Here is a 24,035-nt window from a genome sequence, read left to right on the forward strand (position 1 = left end):
AAACATTTTAAAGATGGTTATTTATTCTTTATTTTGTTTTTAATCTCCCTCGCTAAAGGGATCACGCAAATTTTAAAAAAGGAAATTTATGAGTAATAAAAATAAAACCCTTAAGATTGCCCTAGGAACAGCAGCAACGCTAGCAGCAGCTGCTGGTCTTTCGACAACAGCAATCCTTTTTTCGCTAACAAGTAATTACAAAGATAAAGCGATTAATGATTACAAATTTAACGAACTTGAAGAAGCTAAAAATCTTCTTCAAACTTTCGCAAATTCAGACGAATTTAATGCCTTATCAGATGAAGATAAAAAAGAAGTCTTAGATGAAATTAAACACTCTAACCAACTTTTAGAAAACAAAGACTCGTCAATTCTTTCGATGCTAAAGAAGAGAAATCAAATTCGTGTCTTAAGAGCTAAATTAGGAGTTAAAGTTGCAAAAAATGATCAACAATTAGAAAAAGCTTTAGAAGACTACGCTTCTTTAGTCAAGGATTCAGACTTACTTTCAAACACAAATCAACTTTTAGCAGATACTAAATCAGCTCTTAGAGAAGCTTCAGAAAACACTAAAGAAGCGATTTTAAACAACTTCTTTAAAGCTCAAGATGCAATTATCGAAAAACAAGACGAAATGCAACTAAAACTTGAAGAAAAAGTGTGAGAAATTCACGAAAACATAGCCAAAGGATCACAAGTATTCCAAAACGCTTCTGAAAAAGCCTTAATTAACAACGCAATTGCGCAAGTTTTAGATTTATTTAAACAGCCAAGATATACAAGAGATAACGTTGAAGAATACAACGACTTTTTCAACCAAATCTACGAACAAACAAGTAAAGAGTCAATAAAATCAACTCAAGAAACTGCTAACTTCAAAAAAGTGCTAGAAAAAGTAAGAAGCGAGGTTGAATCAGCTTCTATTCCATCTGAACAAAAAGCACAAATCAATCAACGTTTAAACGAATACGAAAAGTATGCAAACAACTCATATCCAACTCTTGCTACTTCTAAAAAAGACGAAATAAACTTGCTAGAAGATCTTGTTAATTCAGAGCTGCAAAATCTTGCAAACGCGCAAAAATCCCCTGAAGAACTAAGACAAGAAATCAATCAATTAGCACAATCTATCTCTAATTCTCAACACCAAGAAAAAGTTCAAAAATTAATTGACAATAAAGTGGAACAGTTAATTCAAAATCTTGACAAAAAAGATGCAGATCAACTTTATGAAATCGAAAGAGAACTTTTAAACTTACAACTAGTAACCAGAAACCTTGACAAACTCGAAAGTAAAATCAAAGAAAATCTTGAAAGCTACGCAAACGACATGGCGATTTCGCAAGACTTTAGAACTTCTGCTTTTGATGAACTTAACTCAATTTTTGAAAACGCTGAAAGTGCAAACTTAAATGACTTATCGAAAAAACTAAGCGATTTATCAAACAAAGTGGATGACGCTGCCGTAATTAACTTAAGCCTAAAAAATGCTTTATCAGAACTTCAAAGACAAGTAAACGTTTCAATTGAAGATCGTTTTGCTACTACAAATGAAGCGCAAACAAGACTAAATGAAATGAATCAAGAACTTTCAGATTTGATTGCAAACCCTCAAGATACACAAAAATTGAACAACAAATTACGTGAGCTATCAAATGAACTTAGAGATTTCAACAAAGAAGAATTAAAAAATCTATTAAACTCTGCTAAAAGAACGCTTTCTTCAGATTTACCTTTAAGCGACAGAACAAGATCAAACCTTGAATCGCTAAACTCTCAAGCAGAACTTTTAGTTAAAGAAGATTCAACGGCCACAAGATTACAATTACAAGACTTAATTGCAAGATACAAAGTTGCTCTAAAAGAAGCTAAAGTTGATACAGACCTTGAAGAAATCAGAGCTATCGCTGATCAACAAAAAGCAATCGTTGAAAGTATTTTTGGTGATACTTCAAAATTTGGAGACAAATTTCAAGAAGATATTAACGGATTAACAAAACAAGCTGAACTTTTAGCGCTTGATTCATCGCTTTCTCAAGAAGCTAAAAAAGCCAAAATGGATGAATTAGCACAAAAAATGCGTGATATTGCTAATGCATCAGAAAAAGGTAAAAAACTTGAAGATGCTTTAAATGAAGCTGAAAAAGCTCTTGCTGAAACTACAAACCCAGCTGAAGCTTCAATCTTAAAACAACAAATTAACCAAATTAAAGACTTGATCAATAAAGGTGAAACTTACCCAACATCACCTGATTTCGATTCAGACCAATTAGCAGAAGACTTACTTGACGCCGTTGCTCAGTTCAGAGAAGATCAAGCTAACTATCAAGGTGAAGAAGCAGGACGTAAAGCAATCGACGCAATTAACAAAGCTTTTGCAGGTACTGAAAAAGACGGTCAAAAAACACCTCTACACCAACAAACATTAGATAAAGCAAACGAACTGATTGCTAAAATTAAAGACCAATCGCTTCCAGCTTCAATCCGTGAACAAGCAAAAGCAGATCTTGAAAAGTTAGCAAATGATGCTGCGATCGCTCGTGAGGCTGAAGAAGAAGCTAGAAGACTCGAAGCTTTAATCAACAGAGCTAAAGAAACTGATTTTGGTGGTCATTTAGACGACGCAGATGTCCAAGCAGCTCAAGTAAAACTTGACCAAATTAGAGCAGCTTTAAATTCAGCTAACACTTCTGATATTACATCTCCTGAGGCTTTCCAAGATTTAATTGACCAATCAAAAGCAGCTCAAGCAGATTTAAACGACAAAATGAACCGTGCAAATCTTGAAAAAGCAGCTGCTGCTCTTGATTTACTAAAATACACAGGTCCAAACACAGACAAATCTCCTTATCAAGAAGCTAATGCCTCGATTCAAGCTTTATTGGATGCAAAAGACACTCTATTAGCCAAAGATCCAAAAGCCACTGAAGAAGAACTTTTAGACCTTCAAAAAAGATTAACTGAAGCCCAAGCGCTTGCTCGTAAATTAAAAGACGCAAATGAATTGCTTGACACGATTGATCCCGAAAGTGCAAAAGATGCCTACGAAAACCTAAAACAAACAATTTTAGACAATGTTGCAGCTTTAGAAGATGACAAGAGTGCAGATGCTCAAAAGATTAAAAACCTTAATACAGAGATGAGAAAAACGCCTCTCAGAACTGAATTAGCTAAAAAAATTGAAGCTCTAAAATCACTATACACAGAAGAAGATCGTAAAAAAGCGATACATGCTGACGATATTGCAGCTTTAGACGAATTAATCGCTAAATATGAACAAGAACTTGCAAATCCGAACACAACTTCTTCAAGACTTTCAATCCTAATTAACGAAGCGACAAATAAGTCAAGAACACAAGAAGACCAAAAACAAGCTCGTGAAAAGGAATATAGTGATGCTGTGGCAAATATGGAAGCTCTTAAAGATCAATATGCAGATCTAGCTCAAAGAGCAGGTCTTACATCGTCAGATGAAGTTCAAGCTATTTTTGCTGAATTTGACAGAATTAAAGACCTAACAGAAGCAGACGGCAAAAAACCAACAACTCCACAAGACATCAAAGCTCTAAAAGATAAACTTGAACTAGCTTTCCAAAAAGACTTATTTAAAAAGAAATACGACGATATACAAGCTCAAATTGATGCTTTACCAGCATATTCTGATACAGAAAATGGTCAAGACAGAAATGTAACGGAACAGGCTAAAGAAAAATTAAAAGCTGCAGCAGATTTACTAAAAGAACAAGTTGATTCACTAAACACTCCTTCTGATTTAGCTAAAGTTAAGGAAGATATTAACAAACTTAATGCTTTAAGTTCATTGACTGAAAAGCAAAACTCAGTACTTACCTACTTAGCAAACAACACAGATTCAACAACTTCAGTTCAACAAAGAAATAATATTGCTGATTCGATTTTAGAAGAAATTCCACAAGGTAATACAGCAAATGATATTACCACTTCAGGGATCAGAAAGAACATTGAAGATTTAACACAATCATTCATTGACAATTCAACTCTTGAAGAAGCTAAAAAGTTTGAAGATGGTGAATTGGATAAATTCAAAACCCAATTTGACCAAGAACTAGCAGCAACTCTTCCAAATTCACAAGATCCACAGTTCGATCCAAAACTACAAGAACAATTTGATGCTAAAATCGCTCAATTAAAAGAACAGTTATCAAACGTTGATCAAAAATCACAAATCTTACCTATTGATAGTGAATTACAAAAAATTGTTGCTAAAAAAGATGCTCTTAAAGAAATCGCTGAAACAGTTCAAAAAGCCCAAAATGTAGCTCAAGCAGAAAGAGCTAAACCTGAAACAGCTCAAGATGCAAGTAAAGTAGCCATTCTTGACGAAATTGATGCACTTACAAAATCAGTTCAGGATGATTACTTATCACTCACTGATGAAGAAATTGCACAGAAAAAAGAACAAATCACAAAACTATTAGAAAACCTTGAATCAACATCAGAAATCAAGCAAGAGTTTTCAGAACTACTTCTAAAACTTGACACAATTCAGTATCCAAATGACCAAGTTGCTCAATTTAACGATCAAGACGAAATCACAAACGTTAACGAAGATGCAAGAAATTTATTTAAAGATTACATTAAAGATTTAATGAGACAAGTAGATGAAAAAGCTACTGAAGCAGACTTCCTTGAAGATATTAGATCAAGAATCCCAACTCTTGAAAGAGTAATGGATTCACACATCGAAAAAATTAATCTATATAAAGGAATGGCAAAAGATGCTGATTATAGAGATGTGGTTTGAAATGACGCAAATTCAGAAGACAAACATACTTATGGATTTGAAAATGACTATCAAAAATTAGCTCTTAATATCACAAAATCAGTTCCAAACAAAGACACAATGACTTTCAACCAAATTGAAAAAGAGTTGTTACAAGTTTTAGCTGACGACGTGGAATCAACGCAAAAAATATATAAATCAAGAAAATCGTTCTTAGATACAGTAATTGGAAATCGTCAACAAGATGATGCAGAAATTAAAGGCTTCAAAACAGTTGAAAAAGAAAAACTACTAGAAAATCAAACCTCAATGCCTGAAATGTATGCAAAACTTTGAACTCGTGCACAAATTTATCACGATGAAGTAGCTACAAAAATTAAGGAAGCATCAACTGAAGCACAATTCCAAGATCAAGCATTCTCGGCTGAATTATTCCATGGTGTATTTGATCAATACATGTCTCTAGCACAAAAGATACAGTTAGCTAAAGATGCAATAGCAGAAGTTAGAACTAAAGATCAAGATATTCAATCTAACCAATACCTAGCAGCTACAATCACAAGACTTGAACAAATGATGAATACTGTTGAAGGTTCACAAGAAAATCCTTACAATGGATGATACTTTAAAAACAGAAATGTGTTTGAACTTGAAAACCAAGCCAAAAACATTACAACTTTCACAGCTCGTCTAAAACTTGGTCTAGCCGTAGCAGAAGCCACAAAAGAATTAAACGCCTTTCCTGAAGCCAAAAACGGATCAGATGACTACTTAACAGCAGAAGATAAGGCACCACTTCTTGCAATTATCAACAAACCATTCACCGACCTTGAAAACGGAACAGTCGCCGAAGAAGAAGAAACATACAACAACTTAAGGGCAACATATATCGAAGGTTCAACAAACCAATCAGTTAAAATTGCTCAACAAAACTCAATCAACTTAAGAAAAGCAATCGATGAAGCCCAACAATACTGAGATAAATATAGCTCAGAAAAAGCTTCTTCAGCTACGACACCTTATGAAACAGAAAGAATGATTGAGCACTACGAACAAGGTGATGATTCATTACAATCAATTCTTGCAAGAGCAAAAACAGCAATTGCAGCTATCCCTCACCAAGAATCAATTAAAGAAGAGCTTGACAAACAAATTACAAGTCCAACGACAGGTATAATTTCAAAACTGAAAAAACAAAAAGCACAAGACGTTAGAGATCAACTCAGAAAAGCCCAAGAATTAAACCGTCTATTAGGTTTATTCTACGAAGGTGCAAACCCTACACCTGTAATGCAAGATTATGTTGATGTTGCAATCACACCATTATCAAGTCTTGAAGCTTCAAGTCCTGATAACATTGCAACTGCAAACACAAACTTAAAAGCATCAGCTCAAAAAGTAGATGCTCAGTATGCAGCACTATGAACTTGAGAGAAAAATAAATATGAATCACTTAAATCAAGATACCAAAGATACTATGATTTACTATCTCAAGATACAACTTTAGATTCTGCAGCATTAACAAAATCTGAACTATTAAAAGCTTCAGGTGTTTCACAAAGTGATCTTGATAGATTTATGTTAATTACTTCAACTGATCAAACAAACGATCAAGCAGGATACTATGCATCATTATCACAAGATGTGTTAGACCCTATTTATAAAGAAAGACCAGAAGCTGTCATTAGAAAAATGGCTGTAGCATCTGAAGAATTAACAGAATTATTCTTAAACATTAAAATTGCCTCTGTGCAACGTTTAAATCTTGACGTAACTCAATTCGATAGGTTTGCTAATGAGTTTCCTTCTGATTTAAATGACACAAATAGAAATACAACAATGTATGGAACAATAGACAAAATGGGCTATAAAGCAGCGTTACAAGCAAAAGTTGATGCTTTTAGAACAAGCAGTACATCACTAAAATCTTTAGGTTCAATTGAAACAACAAATGCTGATGATACAGATAAAAACTATGCTCAAGTATCGACAGCAAACGATACAAACCGTCAAGCGTTCTTTGATAAATATTCATCAGTTCTTAAAAACGTTGCAAGAACAAGTAAAGCTTTAAACACTTTAATTTATGACGAAAATGACTCATTGGTAGCATCATTGAACAAATTCCTTGTTGGAAACGATTCATACAAGGCTTGAAACAATTTAAATAACATGATCGATGTTATTACTAAGTCAGATGCAACAGATAAAGAAGCTAAATTCTCAAAAGCTAAATTTGAGTATGACAAATCGGCAACAACAGCAAACGCTCTAAATGGACAAGTTCAAGAATTAAAAGCTTCAATGAACGCAAACCAACAACAATCAAGATCATATGAATATGCAACAATCAAAAGAGCATACGAAAATATGAACAAGTTTGCTGGATGATTTAAAAATCAAACAAACGTTAACTTAGTATTTGATTACTTAAACCAAAAAGTGTCAAATCAAGAAAATGCTTTAGCCAACTTCGAAAACCTTGTACCACTAGATACAACATCAGGTGAGAAATTCAAGGAAATGATTGAATCAAATACATTTGCTGAAGAAGATAAAACAATTGATGGTGTTCAATACAAAGCTAAAAAACTTAATATTGAAGCAAATTCAACATTGTTAGAACTGTTCACTCAATTCAACGTTCTTAAGGGTGATTCATCTCAATTATTTGATACTAATTCAGTAAGTGTATATGTTGTAAAAAGAGAAGGAACAGCAAATTACGTTGACCTTGTTTTACAGTCAGATACAACAATCAAAAAAGCTGTTTACAATTTATATTTTGAATACAAAAAACCATCTTCTGTAACAGCAGAAAACAGCTCATTCGATATTGTTTATCAATACGGAGTTCTATATCCTTCAATTGCTTCAACATTTAAAACAAAGAATGAAATTAAATTTAACAAAGAAATGATCAGAACACGTGAAGAAATGAAGCAACCAATTTTCACTTCTTCCGAAGCAGGATGACAACCAGTTCAAACACCTTCATTACTATCATCAGGATTCATTAAAAACGGTCACAAAAACTTAGTCGATTACAAATTACCATTCTATGTTGAAGACGTAAATGCTGATATTGATGCTGAAAATACATTAACAGATGCAAACAAAACTGCTTCAACCCCTGAATTTGTTGCTCAAGACAACCCATCAGAAAACAGCTTTAAAGACTATAGATTCAAAATTAAATTTGCAACTGATTACAAAGGTTATAGACAAGCAGGAGACAAAATTTACTGAAAACCTCTAAACCCAACAGCTTTATCAGATAAAGAATTAACTTACAAAGACTCAGGAGATTATGGTTCATCTGACACAAACACAGGTGGTGGAGGTAACGAAACATGAAGAAACAGATGATACGAAGCCTATACCAAAAAAACAGAGGATGAAGGTAAAACAATTTCTCAACTTCCAATCGTTATTGCTATACCTATGACCAAAGTTGATACAGGCAGAGCAGCAGCTCTAGTTCTGAAATTCACAATCGGAAATAGATTTGATACAACACCATCAGGAAACTCAGTAAACGTTGTAATTAATGATATTGATTATGGTTTTGGACAATACTTCTATGATCTTCAAGATTCTGCTGTAAATGATGCGACAATCAATACACCAGATAAATTTGCTCAAACAGCATTACACAAGATTAATTACCCACAATACATCAGAAGTATTTTCTGAGGAACAAGAATTGGAGATATAACAGTTATTTCTGCAGATACACGTGGGGCATTAAACGAAACTATTACAAATGGTGATTACACAGGTGGAATTGGAACGGATGAGTTCAACAACGCAATTGAAAAATTTGATTTCAAATTAAAACTTCAATAATATAAGGAGAAACATGAAAAAAGAAAGTAAGAATAAATTACTAAAATCAGCTTTAGGTACTACAGCTGTTGTTTTACCTGTTTCGGTAGGACTAGGTTTCTTAGTTGGTTTTTCAAGAGATGATCAGCATATTAAGAATCAAAACACAGTTGAAAGAATCTTTGCTGAATCAGAAGTTATTTTCAAAGTTAACGAATATAACTTATTACTAGATGAACAAACCAAGAGAGAAATTCAAGATAAGTTTGATGAAGCAAAAGAATTCTGATCAAGAAATAACTTTAAAAATGAATCAGAAAACAATGATGTTGAAGTTTTAAACGATGAAGAACCAGTTGTTGAAGTTCCAACTTTAGTATCAAAACTAGCTAAAATTAATGAAGCACAAGATTTTTATCTTGCAACATTAATCGATAACCTAGATAAAGTTTCACTAAAAAACGAAGAACAAAAGAAAGCATTCTACTCAAACATTATCAATAACCAAATTGATAGAGTTAGAGAAATCGACTTAAGAAACCAACTTAGAAATGACAAAGGGATCTGAGCAGACGATTTCCTTGCTAATGTAGCCGCAAAATCGCAAGAAGAAATTAAAGAATTTCTTGTGAATTTAAGAGAAAAAGTAACTGAATATGTTGCAAAACAAAACGCAAAAATTCAAAACTACATCAATGAACAAAATGATGCTGTAGCTTTCTATCAAGCAAATAAAGATCAATATACAAAGTTGAGTGCACCAATTCTAGAAAATCTAGAAAACTTAGTAGACAAAGTAATTGACGCAAACATTCGTTGAAACGAAGTTCAAATTTCAGCCGAATTAACACAAAAAGCTTACGTAAAGTCGAGTGATACACTGAAAAAATCACAATCTAATTTAGATGAGTTATCAAAATTAAACACTTCACTAAACGAATTACTTAATTCAAGTGTTTTAGATCAAGCTAAAAAAGATGAAATTCAAAGTGTTCTTTCAGCTCAAGAAAAGCAATTGCAAGAAGCAGAATCATCTGCTGATTTCGAAAGAGTTTTAAATTCTGCACAAGCTGTTTATGAATCAGCCACAAACTCACAAAAGTCAGAATCTGAACTTCGTGAAATTCTTGTGGATCTTGAAACAAAAACTAATGATTTTTCACCTGTTTTAGACACTTTAAAAGCAGAGTTATTAAACAAAATAACTCAAGCTAAAGAAAGTTCGAATAAAGCAGAATTAGTATCTAAGAAATCACAAGTTTCAAAAGATTACTATGATCTAAAAAGTGTGAATAATCTTCTTGAAGAATATAACCAAAAAGCACAAAGTGCCTTAAGTGCAGGCGTTTATGCTCAATCTGAAATTGATGAAGTTCGTTCAGCTATTTCAGCAATATCTTCAAATCCAGATAATAACTACTCAACTAAACTAGAAAATGTTTCGGCTCTACTTGAAACTAAAATTGCAGATTTAGAAAATAAAATGGACTTAATGTCAGAAGCCCAAATTATTAACGGACAAATTGCTTTTGTTGAAAGATCACCTTTCTATAGCAGCGACGTTAAAGCTTTAGTTGCAAAACTAAAAGCTGACATTGCTTCTTTTGCAAGTGATGTTGCAAACCCAGCTCTTGCTCAAGGTTTAGACCTAATCAAAAAAGGTCTAAATGAGCAAATGCGTACAATTGCAAAAAGACACTTAGATAATCTTCTAGATGCCCTAAGAACATGATCAAGCAAATTATCTTTACAATCAAAAGCAGCTAACGAAAAAGTTATTAGCCTAAATCAAGAAATTAACAAAGATCTAAGAGTTTTAACAGAACCTGATAATCCAGTTCCAACTGTTGAACTTCTTAAAGCTCTTGAAAGAGTAGGACAAGCAATTGCCAACTCTGAAGCATCATTCGAACAAACAAAAACAGCTGCTAAATCTGTTTATACAAACGATTTTCTTGAAGCGGCTTTCTCAGATGGTTCACGTGATTATGAATTTAGTCAAAACGAACAAAATAGAATTGACGCCTACAAAGATTTAAATGCTAAATTAGCAGACTTAAGACAAAGAATCGACAGTGGTGAAGCAAACCCTGAATTAACAGAACAACTTTTAGATGTTGCTTCTAAATTAAATAATATGACACAAACAGCTCAAGACTTCAAAGAGTTATCTGAAGCTGACAAAAAAGCTCAAGATTCATTAGAAGACGCAAAAGCTGATAAAAATGCATCAGAACTTCAACCATTAATTGATGATCTTGAAGCTAAAAAAGCAAAAGTTGCAGAGTTATTTAATAATCCAAATGCAACTTCAGCAGAAGTGGCAAAAGCCAAAAGAGATCTTCAAGAAGCTCAACAAGCTCTTGATGATGAAAAAAATAGATTAAGACTTAAAGATTTACTTAAAGAATTAACAGACAAAAAGAATGCAACATTTGCAAACCTTTCATCACCAGCAGCACAAGGTCTACAAAAACAAATTGATGCTCTTGAACAACAAATCGCAGCAGGTAATTTATCAACTCAAGAAGTTGATCAGATTAAAGAAAGAATTCAAAGTCTTTCTGACCTTGTTGAACCACTAAACAACTTGGAAAATGCAAATAGTGCTGCAGAACAGGCTAAAAACCAACTTGCAAACGGACCTTTTGCAGCAGGAAACACACAAACAGCAGTTGAAGAAGAAAACGCCTTAAACGCTAAAGCTAATGAATACCTAGCAGCTTTAAATAACGGTGAATTACCAAACGTTGCAGAAGTGCAAAGCACAGCCTCAGCACTTGAAAATGCAGAAGAGAAAATTAAAGTAGGCTACCAAAAAGATAAAATTAACAGTCTTATTGATCAAATCGAAGCTACAAAAACAGATTCAAATAATACTCCAGCCACAAGAAACAACAACGATATTAATGATTTAACATCTAATGCTAGAGGCGAAGTTTTAGGTAGTGATCTTGAGAGGTTATCTCAACTTGCTGATCAGTTAGAAAAAGAAAATGAGTTAGCTCAAAAGCTAGCTGATTTACAAGCTCAATATGACGAGGTAACGCAAGAACCAGGATATGAACTAGTTGGCGATTACATTGATACTTTAATGTCAAATAATAACATTTCTAAAACTGATGCTCCAGAAGAAGTGCAAGCTAAAATCGACGCAATTAACAAAGCGCTGCCAGCAATTGAAGCAAAGAAAAAGTTTGCTCAATCAATTAAAAACTTAGATGACATCCTAGGTGAAGAAGATAACTGAAAAAATCACGCAGATACAAAGAAAGAAATTGATGCACTGAAAGAACAAATGATCAATGTTCTTTATGATGATTCTTTAACGCCAGAAGAAATTCTTGCCAAGAAAGCTGAACTTGATAACAAAATTATTGAACTAAGAGCACAAAAAGATCAAGAAAACAGAGACTTTGAAAATGCTGTTTCAAAAATTGATGGAATTACTTCTGATTTAGACGATCAAAACGCAACAATCCAAGCTAAATATGCTGCAGATGATGCAGATCGCCCAAACTTTTACGAAACATTAAAAGCACAGTATGAAAATGATAAACAAGAAGGTCAAAGACCAGAAGTTGGAACACAAGACATTCTTGATTACGAAACAAAACTGAAAGCAGCTTTAAATAAAGATAAAGTTTTAGATAAATTAAACCAAATCAAAGCCTTAATTAATTCTCCAGAGTTCGGAGATTCAGCTGATCATAACTCTATCAAATCAGCAGCTCAAAACTATATTGCTGATATTCTATCTCAACTTCAAAATCCAGAATTAACCCCTGAACAAGTTGAAGCACTATACAAAACAGCAGTTGAACAAGCATCAATGATTGCTCTTCAAAAACAAGTTGCTGATGAAATTGTTTATTTATCACAAGATGAAGCTCTAAACAAAAAATCAATTGATGAGCTTAAAGAAGCTTTAAATACCTATAAACCAGTAGCAGACAATAATTATGCAAACATTGCTGACGAAGGAGAGGTAAAAGGTCATGAGTCAAATCTAAGAGATAAATTCATTGAAGTTTCTGAAATTGCAAGAATTAAAGAAAGAATTAAGCAAAGTGTTGAAAACCCAGAAAACGGATTAAGAAAAACATTAAGCGACAAACTTGACGCAGCAGGAGACTCTGTTTTACCTGATGCAACACAAAAAGTAAACACAATTCTTGATAAACTACTTGAGAAAACAGAGGGTTCAACAGATAAAGAAGTACTAGCTCAAATTGAAAAACAAGTTGCTCTAGTACAAAACAATGCTGATGAATTCGTAAACCTAGCCAAAAAGATTAAAACTGGTACAGACGCAATTAATAATGTGCAAAATCCTGAAGCAGCTTCAGTAAAAGCAATTAAGGCTGAACTAGAACTAAAAATTCGTCAAGCCCAAGAAGCTTACTCAAACCCAAATAACATCGAAGATATCATTAGAATGCAGGAAGAAATCAGACTTCTAAGCGAAGGTCTTGCAAAAGTTGACGCCTTAAACACAAGAATTAAAGAACAACTTGCTAAAGTTAGAGCAATCGATTTCTTTAGATTAAATGATAAGCCAGGTGTTATCAAGAAAAGAGAAATGGAAGCTTACTTGCGTAGCTTTGATCTTGCTTCGGCTTTCTCAATTACTTCACAAGAAGATCTTGATCGTTTAACAAAAATCGATTCAGACTTTGCTGAAGCAGTTGCAATCGTTGAAGTTCAAGAACAAATTCACGCAACAGTTTCACAATTAAGAAGGCAAACATACATCGGAAACGACACCGATATTGACAGAATGATTGCAAACATGTGAGACACAGTTCTACCTCCTTTAGCTGCAGCTCAATCAAATTCAGGACTAAGAGCTTCAACATCACAAGGATCATCACCAGTTGCTGATCGTGCAAGACTTGAGCAAGCTGAATACGAAAGAATTAATGACTATCGTAATGCAACAAACGATCTAATTGAAGCAGCTGAAAATACCACATTTGAATCGACACAATTAGCAGCAAAAGTAGCTGTTTCAAGCAGACTGAAACAATTAGCCGAATTAAACAACAAAGCAATTGAACTTTCACAAGATGAGCAATCAGGTGAACTAAAAGATATTAGAGATAACGTTCAAAGTTATTTAGCTGTTATTGACAAAATCAAAGAGCTTGCTAAAGTAAACAAAGAATATGAATCTCTAAATGTCAGAGTTATTGCACCTCAAGGGGAAGATGGTCAAAAAATTAGAGAAGAGAAAGACGGTGTTCAAGCACTGATTGATTCTGCTAATGCTTTAATCAGTCAAGAATCTCCTTCTGAAACAGAACTAAGCTCAAAAATCGAAGAAATCAATCAAGCAAAATTCCGTCTAGATCTGCTTTATAAATACTCACAGTTTAAAGCTGTTTACGATGCAGATACACTACTTTCAGGTCCTAAAGTAGCACCAGCTCAAGCGCAAAGTGCAGAATTAATTAATTCTAACTCTAAATACACAAATGAAACAGGACAAATCGAAGGTCTTATTTATGAGTTCTGATCTGAATTTGACGCCAAGACTTTATCAGCTCAAGAACTTTATGAGAAATACTTCCGTGATGAAGAGGAAGTTGCACAAGAATCAGTCAAAAATAAACTAATTCTTTACGTTCTAAAGAATTCAAAAGAATTAAAACAACAAATTGCAATCGCCAACTCATACATCGCTCTTGAAGACGAAAATATCGATAATGCAGTTGTAAAAACTAAATTTACACAGTTAAAAGCTAAACTGGAAGAAGCCAATGCAAAACTACTTCAAAATCCAAATGACGAAGTAGCTAAAAAACAAGTTAAAGCAGAGCTAGAAGCATTGAACAATGAATTAATTACTGAAAAGAGAAATCAACTAGACCAACAACTTGCTTTTGACAAAGAACTAAAAACATTTGTTGACGAACAATCTAGAACTGCTCAATTACGTGCTCTTACAACTAACTCAATCTACTTAGATGATTATGAACAAGTAGCAATAACAGATCTAGAAGCCAAAGTTGCTCAAAAAGATACTTTGAGCTTTGGAGCTGTAAACAGAGAACTTAGAAATGTTAAAGAAAAAGCTCTAGAGCAAGTTATTAGACTTTACACTTTAGTTCTTAACAAAATTGAAGAAACTGAAGAGCAAGTAATGCAACTGCTAATAGAGTTCGCAGTCGATAACTTAGAAGCAAGATATGGAGCTAATGTTACTCTGGAAAAAAGAGCTGAGCTAGTAGGTCTTGATAACGAAATTAAGGCTGTAAAACAGGCAAATTACACAAACGTTGATGATTATCAAACAAAACTAGATAAGCTACTTGAAATTGCAAACTCAGGTGCTGAAGGTAAAATGGCAGCATTTACAAGTGGAATTAAAGATCAGTTCAAAGCCAAAATGAACCCAGCTGCACAAGCTGACGCTCCACTTGGTCTTTACCAAGTTCTTATGAACACCTTTAACCCACTTGCTGATAATAACTTAACTGGAAAAGAAGAAACAGCCTTTTCATACAACGGTTTAGACTCATTAAAAGAAGAATACATTTCACTTAAAAACCAGATTGAAACGCTTGCAACTTCATACCAAGCAGCAATCGACACAACATCAGCAAGTGTTATGGCTCAGTTTGCAACTAAACTGCAAAACTTAAACGATTTATTTGCGACATTTGTAACAAAAATGAAAAACGAAGTTACAAAAATTCAACAAAACAATCCTTTAGTTGCAGTATTTGGTGATCTATATGATGGTATTGCATACGCAGATACCAGCGAATACACAAATGAAGTTAAACGTTTATACGATGAACAAGATCAAGCTTTTGTTGCAGCCCTTAATTTAGTGCCAGCAGATCTTGAAACACAGAAAACAACAAACTTTACACAATATAAAGTTGCAGATATTGCAACTTCATCGACAATCGTTACCGATCTTGCTGCTCTATTGACAAAATCAACAGAACATAAAGATTGAATTTTCCAAGATGAAGTTATTAACCAGTTATTCAAACAACTTGATGAAGCAACAAATATAAATAACACATTGCCAGCAAATAAAACTGACGCAATTGCGCCATTTGATGCTAAATACAAAGTGGTTTTAGCTAACGAAGATATCACAAGAGAAGCATTCAAACGTAATTTCGAATCAATATTCCCAGGTGCGACAGATACAGTTGATATTACAGAATCAGACGCTTTCTTAGCAATGTTCAAACAATTCGCATTTACTAAAAAAGATATTACTGATTCATCTCAAAAAGCATCTATCTTCTCACAATCAAATTTCCGTGTAAAAATCAAGAAAAACGATACAAATAGCTGATTTAACGAAATAGCACAAACGGTTGATGACGTTGATAGAAAAACTTTAAGAATGAAGCTTGAATTTACATTTAGATCTTCAAACTCTGTGCTAACAGAGTATAAGATTGAAAAAGAAGTTGAAGTATCATTCAAAACAATTGACAGAATGGAATTAAAACCAGGGCTTTCAACAATTTTCTATACAAACGACAGTACTGTTGGACGTAGTGCTAAAGTTAAATTATTTAACATTGAAGAAGCAGGTTGAATTGCTGATGGAAAAACAGCAGATCAAATTGAAACAAAAGCTTACAACACCTATGTAAAAATGGTATTTGGTGATAACTACCCAACAACTCCAGATAGTAACGTGGATATCGTAACAGACCCAGGTAGACGTGTTTCTGTTGGTTTCAAAACAAGTGACCCTAAAAACCCTAACTATAACTTTAAGATTAAATCAGGAGATTCTTTAGGTATTACGTACAACGTTTCAGCTCTTCTTGATAATGACAACCAATTAATTCGTTTATCGAACTATACAGATCAAAGAGAGATTGCAATCTTTACCTTTACACCAGGTCTTTTAGTTGGTGCTCCAATTAACGGAAATGAACGTGTAGAATTTACTCCTGCAATCTATGACTCTCGTTTCTTAAGAGAATTTGGTTCATATAACGCAGAACAACCAGGGTTAACAAAATATGAAGATCGTTCAGCTTTCGTTTCTTTAAATGCCTACAAATTCTCATTTGACTATGATCCGAATACAAAAGATCTTTACATTTTCTCAACATGAGTCGAAAACTCAACAGTAGTAAGAAATAAACCAGGTCTAGAAAACGGAACAAAAATAGAAGAAGCTAAAAGAAACTTAAATAACGCAGGTATTACTAAATACAACGAAGCTTTTGATTCTATTTTAGCTCTAGGAAACAAATGAACATTATCTTCAAAACAACTTAACGATTACATTTGAGCCCTTTCTGCCTTACAAGGTAAAGTAATTGGATATAATAGTCAATACAAAACTGAGTTAGCTATTGGATCATCAAGCTTTGACAATACTGCTAAACCAGTTTGACCTGTATCAGGTGGTCAATCTACAATCGTCACACCAAACAGAACTAACGCCCAAACAGTTAAGGATGTAATTCTTAACCCAGTCAGAACTAGAGAATACATGAATGGCGAGTTTGATAGATTAACTAAAAAATCAGCACGTAATGTTTTATACTCAACATCAATTGAATCATTCTACATTAAATTAAGAAGAGATTAGAAAGGAAAACATGAGCAAAAACCTTAATTTACAAGATCTTGAAATTAAAAAAGAAGATCAAAATCAAGTAAAAGAACAAGAAAATAAAAAAGAAGAAGAAAAAACTAAAAAAGGAAGCGTTGTCTTCTATGTCATTGTTTCTATTCTTTTAGTACTATTCCTAGCTTTATTTATTTTTGGAATTATTGCAATTGTCGACTTCTATAATTATCAGAATACCGAAACTGATGGATTGATTTATACATACGCACAAAGACAAGTTGGTCTTTTTGCGAGCTGATTTAACTAAAAACTTTTAAAACATCAAGGCAACTTGATGTTTTTTAATAAAATTAAATAAGAAAAAGAGGAATAATGACAAGAAATCTAAATCAACCAATGAATGATCTTAGCAACATCCAACTTTTACTGATTTTAATCGGATTACTCTTATTTATAGTGCTTTTTGTATTTATCTACTATAAATTTAAGATCTTAAACAAACGTAAGAAAGACCTAAAAACAGTAAATGCTCACTACGTTTCTGAAGATTTGATCAAGTTTATGAATATTCTTGAAAAGGATTCGGAAAATATTGTTTTAAGAAACATAATGCTTGAAAATAAGTATGCTAAAAACAATCTCACGTTTTTACCATTACTCTTAATTCGTAAGAACACCGTTTTTATGATCTCTAATGTTGTAAAAACAGAGTCAAAAGAAATGGAAATGATTAACAATCTTTTAAGAGTAAGCAACAGTGAAATTTTAGACATGGATGCTTGCGATCAAATTGAAAAGCTTGTCAAGAAAAGTATTACTGTTCCACAGATGCAAAAGATTGTTTTGACACAAACAAGAGCAGAGATTAACCGTGTCGATGATTTTGATATCGTTGCCCAAATTGATTTTTATGATTTTATTCAAAATCAAACATTTACACATTGAAGTGATCAAGAAATCAAAACACTTCAAGAATTTCTTGAACGCGAAAATATTTATTCCAAAACTCAATAAAATCATCAAAAAAGCAAAAACTTTGTCGAATAAAAATAAAAGCAATTTTGCTTTTTTTAATATAATTTAAAGAAATTAAACACGAATTTTAATAGAGGATAATTACTATGTGATTTTTTAAGAAAAAAGCAAACTCAGCTTGTGGTTGTGCTTCAAAAAACGAAGCTCAGCAAGAAAAACAAGTAGAGGTTAAAAAAGAAGTTGCACAACCAACAGAAATGTGCATAAAACTAGCACAAGCCTTTGGTGGAGTAAATAATATTTTAGGATTTAACTGTTCAGTAACAAAGTTAAGATATGATGTTAAAGATTCTTCATTAGTAAATGTTGAAGAATTAAAGGCTTTAGGAGCTAAAGAAGTTAACGTACTATCAGCTAGATTTGTTGAAGTAGTTTTCGGAGCACAAGCAGAAGAAATTAACACAACATTTAGAAAATCAGCAACAGCATTAAAAGCTGAAGCTGGTGATCAATCACAATCAGCAGCAAAAACTGAAGCAAAAGTAGAAGCTAAAGAAGAAGTTGCTCACGCAAAATCGCTAGATCTAGTTTCTCCTGTATCAGGTAAATTAGTAGATTCAAAAGAATTAGGTGATGAAGTTTTTGCTAACGAAATGTTAGGAAAACAACTTGTTATTGATGTCAAAGGACAAAAAGAAGTAACAGTGCACTCTCCAATCTCAGGAAGAGTTATTGTCGCTTTCCCTTCGAAGCATGCTTACGGAATCAAAGCTGCTAACGGTGCTGAAGTTCTTGTAAACCTAGGTATCAACACAGTTAAACTAGGTGGACTACCATTCGAATCTTTCGTAAACTTAAACGATGTAGTTGAAGCTGGACAAGCACTAGTGAAAGTAAACGTTAAAGAAGTTGAAGCAGCAAAATTAAACCCAAACGTAGCTTTAGTTGTTACAAGTGATTCAGCACTTCAAAACTTATCTGAAGTTGCAAACGAAGCAAAAGCTGGCGAAAAACTAGCCCACTTGTCATAGAAAAAAACAGACTATTGTCTGTTTTTTTAATCAATCATGTCTGATTTAGAAATGGTATTTAGATCTTTGTTATCAAACATTTCGGTTTGTGCATGTACGATTACAGGATCTAAAAACGTATTAACGTTTTCAGAATTTATAATATGCTCTTCAGTGTGAATAAATTTTGAAAGAATCTCATTTTTGTTTTTAGAACTACTTTTTAGTAAATCCTCACTTACTGAATAAACAAAATGATTCAAATCTTTTTTTAGCCGATAAAATCCACCATAAATCCACATATATGAAATTTTTGCACTGTATTTATACTTTTCTTCATTACTTATAAAAGCTGTGTTTGCATATTTAGTTTTTGCATAACGCGACAAAATTGCTGTTTCAGCTGCTTCAATTAAATTATCACCACTAAATACATATGTAAAAGTTGAATAATTTAAAACCGTGTTAAGTGAATCAGTGACTATTGCATATTGAATTTCGTTATCTTTGGTTATGATTGAAAGTACACGCATGAACTCATGTTTTTGTTCTTTTGTGATATTTGCATCCGTATCTTGCAGCAAAATCAAACTAGGTCTTTTCATCATAAGAGCAACCAATTTCAATTTAATTCTATTGATTGATGCAATTTCATCATATGAAGATAAATAGTTTTTGAAATTAACTGAAGCGTAGTTCATTAAGTTTAAAATTCTTCTTGTAATTACGAGATTATTCCAAAATGATTCAGACATCATTTTTCTACTTGTAATGAAATCACAAAGAGAAACTAAAAAATGATCTGTCAGTGCGAACTTCTTAAGGTCATCAATCAAATTCATTTCGGCTCTTAACTTTTTAACAATATCCTGTAAACCAGCATTTTTTGATGCTTTTTGATTTAGATTACGATTTAACCTTTTAAATAAAGCCGGAATTTCTTTTTCAGACTTTTGTTTGTTTGTGATAAATCTCTTTACTTTTGGTCCGATATTTTTCAGTGTTGTTTTAAATAAACGATCTGAAGATTTTAAATTTCACTTTTCTTCTGCTTGAATTTGCTTCATGAATGAATAACTTGTTTTTTGGTTCAACTCAAGCATTGTGTTTTCGATCTTTTTATACGAAACACGATTTAGAACTTTAATTTTCTTTTTTCTTTCTTTAATCTCTTTTTTGATTTCGTTTTTGGTAGTTTGTGATTGTAAGAAATAATTGTCAAAATCAAAAAAGAAATCTTTTTTTGCTTTTCAAAAAAGTGAAAATCAGTTGGAACCTTTGTAAGGATTGTTGATAAAAGCTAGGTTGTTCTCAATGAAAAGTTTTTCTTCGTTTTTCATGTTTTCGTGAATATTGTCCAGATCGTTGGATTTTAAATACTTAACTTTTCTGGAATAAGTTTTTCATAAACTTAAAGAACGTTTTTTAACCACCAACCTTTTATTTAAATATAAATACTCTTTAGAGTTAGAGTCAACGATTGCCATTTTTTGCTTTAACACTTTGATTTCGTTCTTCATTTTGTAGGCAACAAAATTAACAATGTTGTTCGATTTAGTTTTTCTTTGCTTTAAGAAATCTTTATAAAAATTGATTTCTACATTTAAGTCTTTGATTTTAAATTCTGCCTCGACCTTTTTAAGTGATGTGTTATTAATTCTTTTAAGATTCTTTAGTTTTAGCTCAGCTTCTTTGATTTTGTAGATTGGATCTTCTTCAGAACCACGACGATAAAACTCTTTATATTTGTCATAGATTTCAAAAACTTCGTTATAAAAACGAAAGTGGTGTTCAGCAAAAGCATTCTTGTAATACTCTAAGTTTTCGAGAATAGTTTCAAGGCTTTCGAGATACTCGGAATCATTCATCGTAAATCATTTTTCTTCGATACTTTTAAGAATGTTCGTCATTTCCCTGATGATGTCATTGTTTTCATCAATGATGGCATCACTGTATTGTGTAAATTTGCTTAAAATTGAACTTTTAAGTGGAATTTCATAACGTTTAAAAACTTCTTGCATATTTCTAACACGTTCATTCATGTTTCTTGAAGTACTTCAAGCTTTTTGTCATATATCAAAAAGTGGTATGTCGCTATCTTCCCCATGAATTTCATTCATATCAAAATAAGCAACATTTCTGGCTAATGAATCTGCTCCATAGTCTAAAAAGTAATCCATACTATCGTTTCTTTCAAAACGATAAACAGCATAAGGATTGCTGTTAAGGCTAGATCAGAAATGGTATCTTAAGTAATTGGAAGTATTTTTGTCAATGAAAATAGCTGTCTTATGATCACTATAAATTGTCAATCAAGGAATGTTGATAACGCGATTTTTACCGTTTTCATCCTTGTTAAAGAAAAAGTTTTCAATTGTGAAGTTTTTTGAGCTATTCATATTTTAAATTTTATAAAATTTAAAGCAATTTATATAAAATTAAGTATATCTGTAATACGGAGGTAGTAATATGTCAGATTTTAAAAAATTAGCTTCAAGACTTGATCAGTACATGCAGATTGAAGCTATTTCAAGATACGAAGAACCTGTAGTTCAGGCTCTTAAATCAAACATCGATACTTCGAAATTTGAAGTATCAAGAGATAAATTAGGTTCGCTAATTTTACACAAACCATCAAAAGTTGAAAATGCTCCAAAAGTAATGATTGCTGCACACATGGACGAAGTTGGTTATTTAGTAAGAATGGTTAAAGATAACGGAAACTTATTAGTTTCAGTTGTTGGTGGAATATGACCTTCTGTTGTCATCGGAACAAAAGCCAAAGTCGTTACAAACCGTGAAAACAAAGTATTTTATGGAGTCTTTGGTCATACAAGCATTCACATTTTAGAACGTGAAAAAATGACAAAAGCAATGACAAACAATGAGTTATTTGTTGATTTAGGTTTCAAAAGTGCAAAAGAAGTTGCTGATGCAGGTATTGAAATCGGTGACAGAATTTATTTATCAGGAGAAACAATTCACCTTGCAAACGATTTAATTGGTGGTAAATCAATGGATAACCGTGCAGGAGTTACAGCAATTGACTTTATTGCAAACAACGTTCAAGATTTAGATTTACCTGTTGATTTATACATCGTTGGTACAGTACAAGAAGAGGTCGGAACACGTGGTGCTAAAACATCAGTTTCACTAATCAACCCTGATGTTGCTTTTGCAGTTGATACAGGGGCAGCACATGATTCAACAGGAGCTATCCCAGGAACACCTGTTCTTGGAAAAGGTGCAGCTGTTTTAGTTAAAGACAACGGGACACTAATGGATCCAAAACTTGTCGAAAGAATGATGCAAATTGCTAGAGATAAAGAAATCCCAGCTTACAAATATATCGCCGAAGGTGGTGGTACAGATGCTGCTGAGCTTCAATTTGCTCCAGGTGGTGCAGCAACAATAACTGTTTCAATCCCTCAGCGTTACCTACACTCACCAATTGGTGTTGCATCACTTGTAGATATCCAAGCCACAATTGATCTAATGACTGAATTTGTAAAATCATTTACAAAAGAAGACCTACAAGAAATGAAATACAAATAATTAAAAAACACTGTATTACAGTGTTTTTTGTTTATTCTTAGAATATATCTCTACTACTCTTAAAGCAACATCATCTTCATCGCTGTTTTCTTTAGATCTTTCATTATTTCTTGTTTTCTTTTTTGCAATTTAATTAGCTTGTCTAGGACAAGAAGAAAACCAGCTACCATTTTTTGTTCTTCATCTGATGGTAATTTTATTTGCATTTTTTGAAAAATATCAGATTTTATTATTGCAGCTCTCGCTTGTCTAACTCCTGATTCAGAATAGACTTTTACATAGTTTTCTCATTTGTCTGTTTCAAAATAAAACGACAATCAATCAGGATTCACATCAGTGGGTCTGAATGCATGATAAATATTTGATATTAAACCTCGATCACAAACGCCATTTTTAGAAACATGTCCAACTGGCTTGTTTACTGATATATTTGGATTATGAACAAAATCATTTCTTTCTAAAATATAATAACTTGAGTGAGTTTCTTTTGTTATTTTTGAAGAGTTACTTTTGATATCTTTTAGAACGATACCTTGATTAGCATAACTGGATAACTGTGGTAAATTAAGATTTTCTTTATTTTTTTCAATTTTAGTGTGTGTAATTTCATTGAGTGTTTTAGTTAAGTATTGATCTTTAAAACCTTTAAATCTAAATAACGCTTTTTCTTTTTTATTATCTATGAAGAGGTGACTCAAGAAAGTTTTTTTCAAACTAAATAAAGTTTCGTCAAATGTATTTATTATTCTTATATCTTCACCTATTAAGGAGATTTTAAACCCTATAATTTTTTGCTCTTCTATAGAAGGCATTTTTAATGGTAAAAGTTTTAAAACTTCATCGCTTAATGAATATCTGTTAAGCCTTGCTCCTAAATTCCCGTTTTTAAAAATGTAATAGTGTCATTTGCTACTATGAAAAAGTACTTCCGTAAAAGTAACGTCTTCATTTTTTATTTTGAAAACATAGTAAAGGGGAGACATAATTCCAGTTATACCAGTTTTATTTCTTCTTATTGATCCTGCAGGAGCGTTATTAGACATAAGCATATTTAATGCAAATGTATCAGGTTCTACAATGTAGTAATTCCCAATATTTTCAATATTAGAAATGTCCTTATCAAAAAAGTCCGTCTGTTTTACTATTCCAAACTGTGCACTGTTGGTTAGGGTTGTTTCAACTTTCAATAATTTATTTTTTTCTTTAACTTTTTTTGTAATATCCCCAAAAGTTTTATCTAACCACTCACCTTCGAATCCTTTGAACCTTAATTGTGGCTGATTAGCTCTCTCTCTCTCTCTCATTCTAAACACCTTCCCTCTTTTTACAGGCTTAACCC

8 protein-coding genes are annotated in these 24,035 nt (G+C 32.6%); 6 read left to right on the forward strand and 2 right to left on the reverse strand.

Annotation, left to right across the window (positions count from 1 at the left end; genetic code table 4):
- Positions 1-88 precede the first annotated feature (88 nt).
- The 5 genes from K4L35_RS03365 to K4L35_RS03385 all read left to right on the forward strand — a co-directional run bounded on the left by K4L35_RS03365 (position 89) and on the right by K4L35_RS03385 (position 19,162).
- Positions 89-8,611: a hypothetical protein gene (locus K4L35_RS03365; RefSeq protein ID WP_221617520.1), complete on the forward strand. Its 8,523-nt coding sequence runs from the start codon at positions 89-91 to the stop codon at positions 8,609-8,611.
- Positions 8,612-8,624: 13 nt separating this feature from the next.
- The gene (locus K4L35_RS03370; protein WP_221617521.1) at positions 8,625-17,174 is read left to right on the forward strand and encodes a hypothetical protein; all 8,550 of its coding nucleotides are present in this window, start codon (positions 8,625-8,627) and stop codon (positions 17,172-17,174) included.
- A gap of 10 nt (positions 17,175-17,184) precedes the next feature.
- Positions 17,185-17,463, forward strand: a complete 279-nt coding sequence (locus tag K4L35_RS03375; protein WP_221617522.1) for a hypothetical protein — start codon at positions 17,185-17,187, stop codon at positions 17,461-17,463.
- Between the two features lie 65 nt (positions 17,464-17,528).
- Positions 17,529-18,170, forward strand: a complete 642-nt coding sequence (locus K4L35_RS03380; protein WP_221617523.1) for a hypothetical protein — start codon at positions 17,529-17,531, stop codon at positions 18,168-18,170.
- Positions 18,171-18,277: 107 nt separating this feature from the next.
- On the forward strand, positions 18,278-19,162 hold the full coding sequence (locus K4L35_RS03385; protein ID WP_221617524.1) for a PTS glucose transporter subunit IIA: 885 nt from the start codon (positions 18,278-18,280) through the stop codon (positions 19,160-19,162).
- A gap of 26 nt (positions 19,163-19,188) precedes the next feature.
- On the opposite strand, the gene K4L35_RS03390 is transcribed toward K4L35_RS03385, so the two are convergent.
- Entirely contained in the window at positions 19,189-21,540 is a 2,352-nt protein-coding gene (locus K4L35_RS03390; protein WP_221617525.1) for an MAG1360 family OppF-related protein, read from the reverse strand.
- Between the two features lie 70 nt (positions 21,541-21,610).
- Between K4L35_RS03390 and K4L35_RS03395 the strand changes: the two genes are divergently transcribed.
- On the forward strand, positions 21,611-22,696 hold the full coding sequence (locus K4L35_RS03395; RefSeq protein ID WP_221617526.1) for a M42 family metallopeptidase: 1,086 nt from the start codon (positions 21,611-21,613) through the stop codon (positions 22,694-22,696).
- Between the two features lie 59 nt (positions 22,697-22,755).
- On the opposite strand, the gene K4L35_RS03400 is transcribed toward K4L35_RS03395, so the two are convergent.
- Complete coding sequence (locus K4L35_RS03400; protein ID WP_221617527.1) at positions 22,756-24,000, reverse strand: restriction endonuclease subunit S; 1,245 nt, start codon at positions 23,998-24,000, stop codon at positions 22,756-22,758.
- Between the last annotated feature and the right edge of the window lie 35 nt (positions 24,001-24,035).

The organism is Mycoplasma sp. Ms02, assembly GCF_019720735.1.
GTDB lineage: Bacteria > Bacillota_I > Bacilli_A > Mycoplasmatales > Metamycoplasmataceae > Mycoplasmopsis.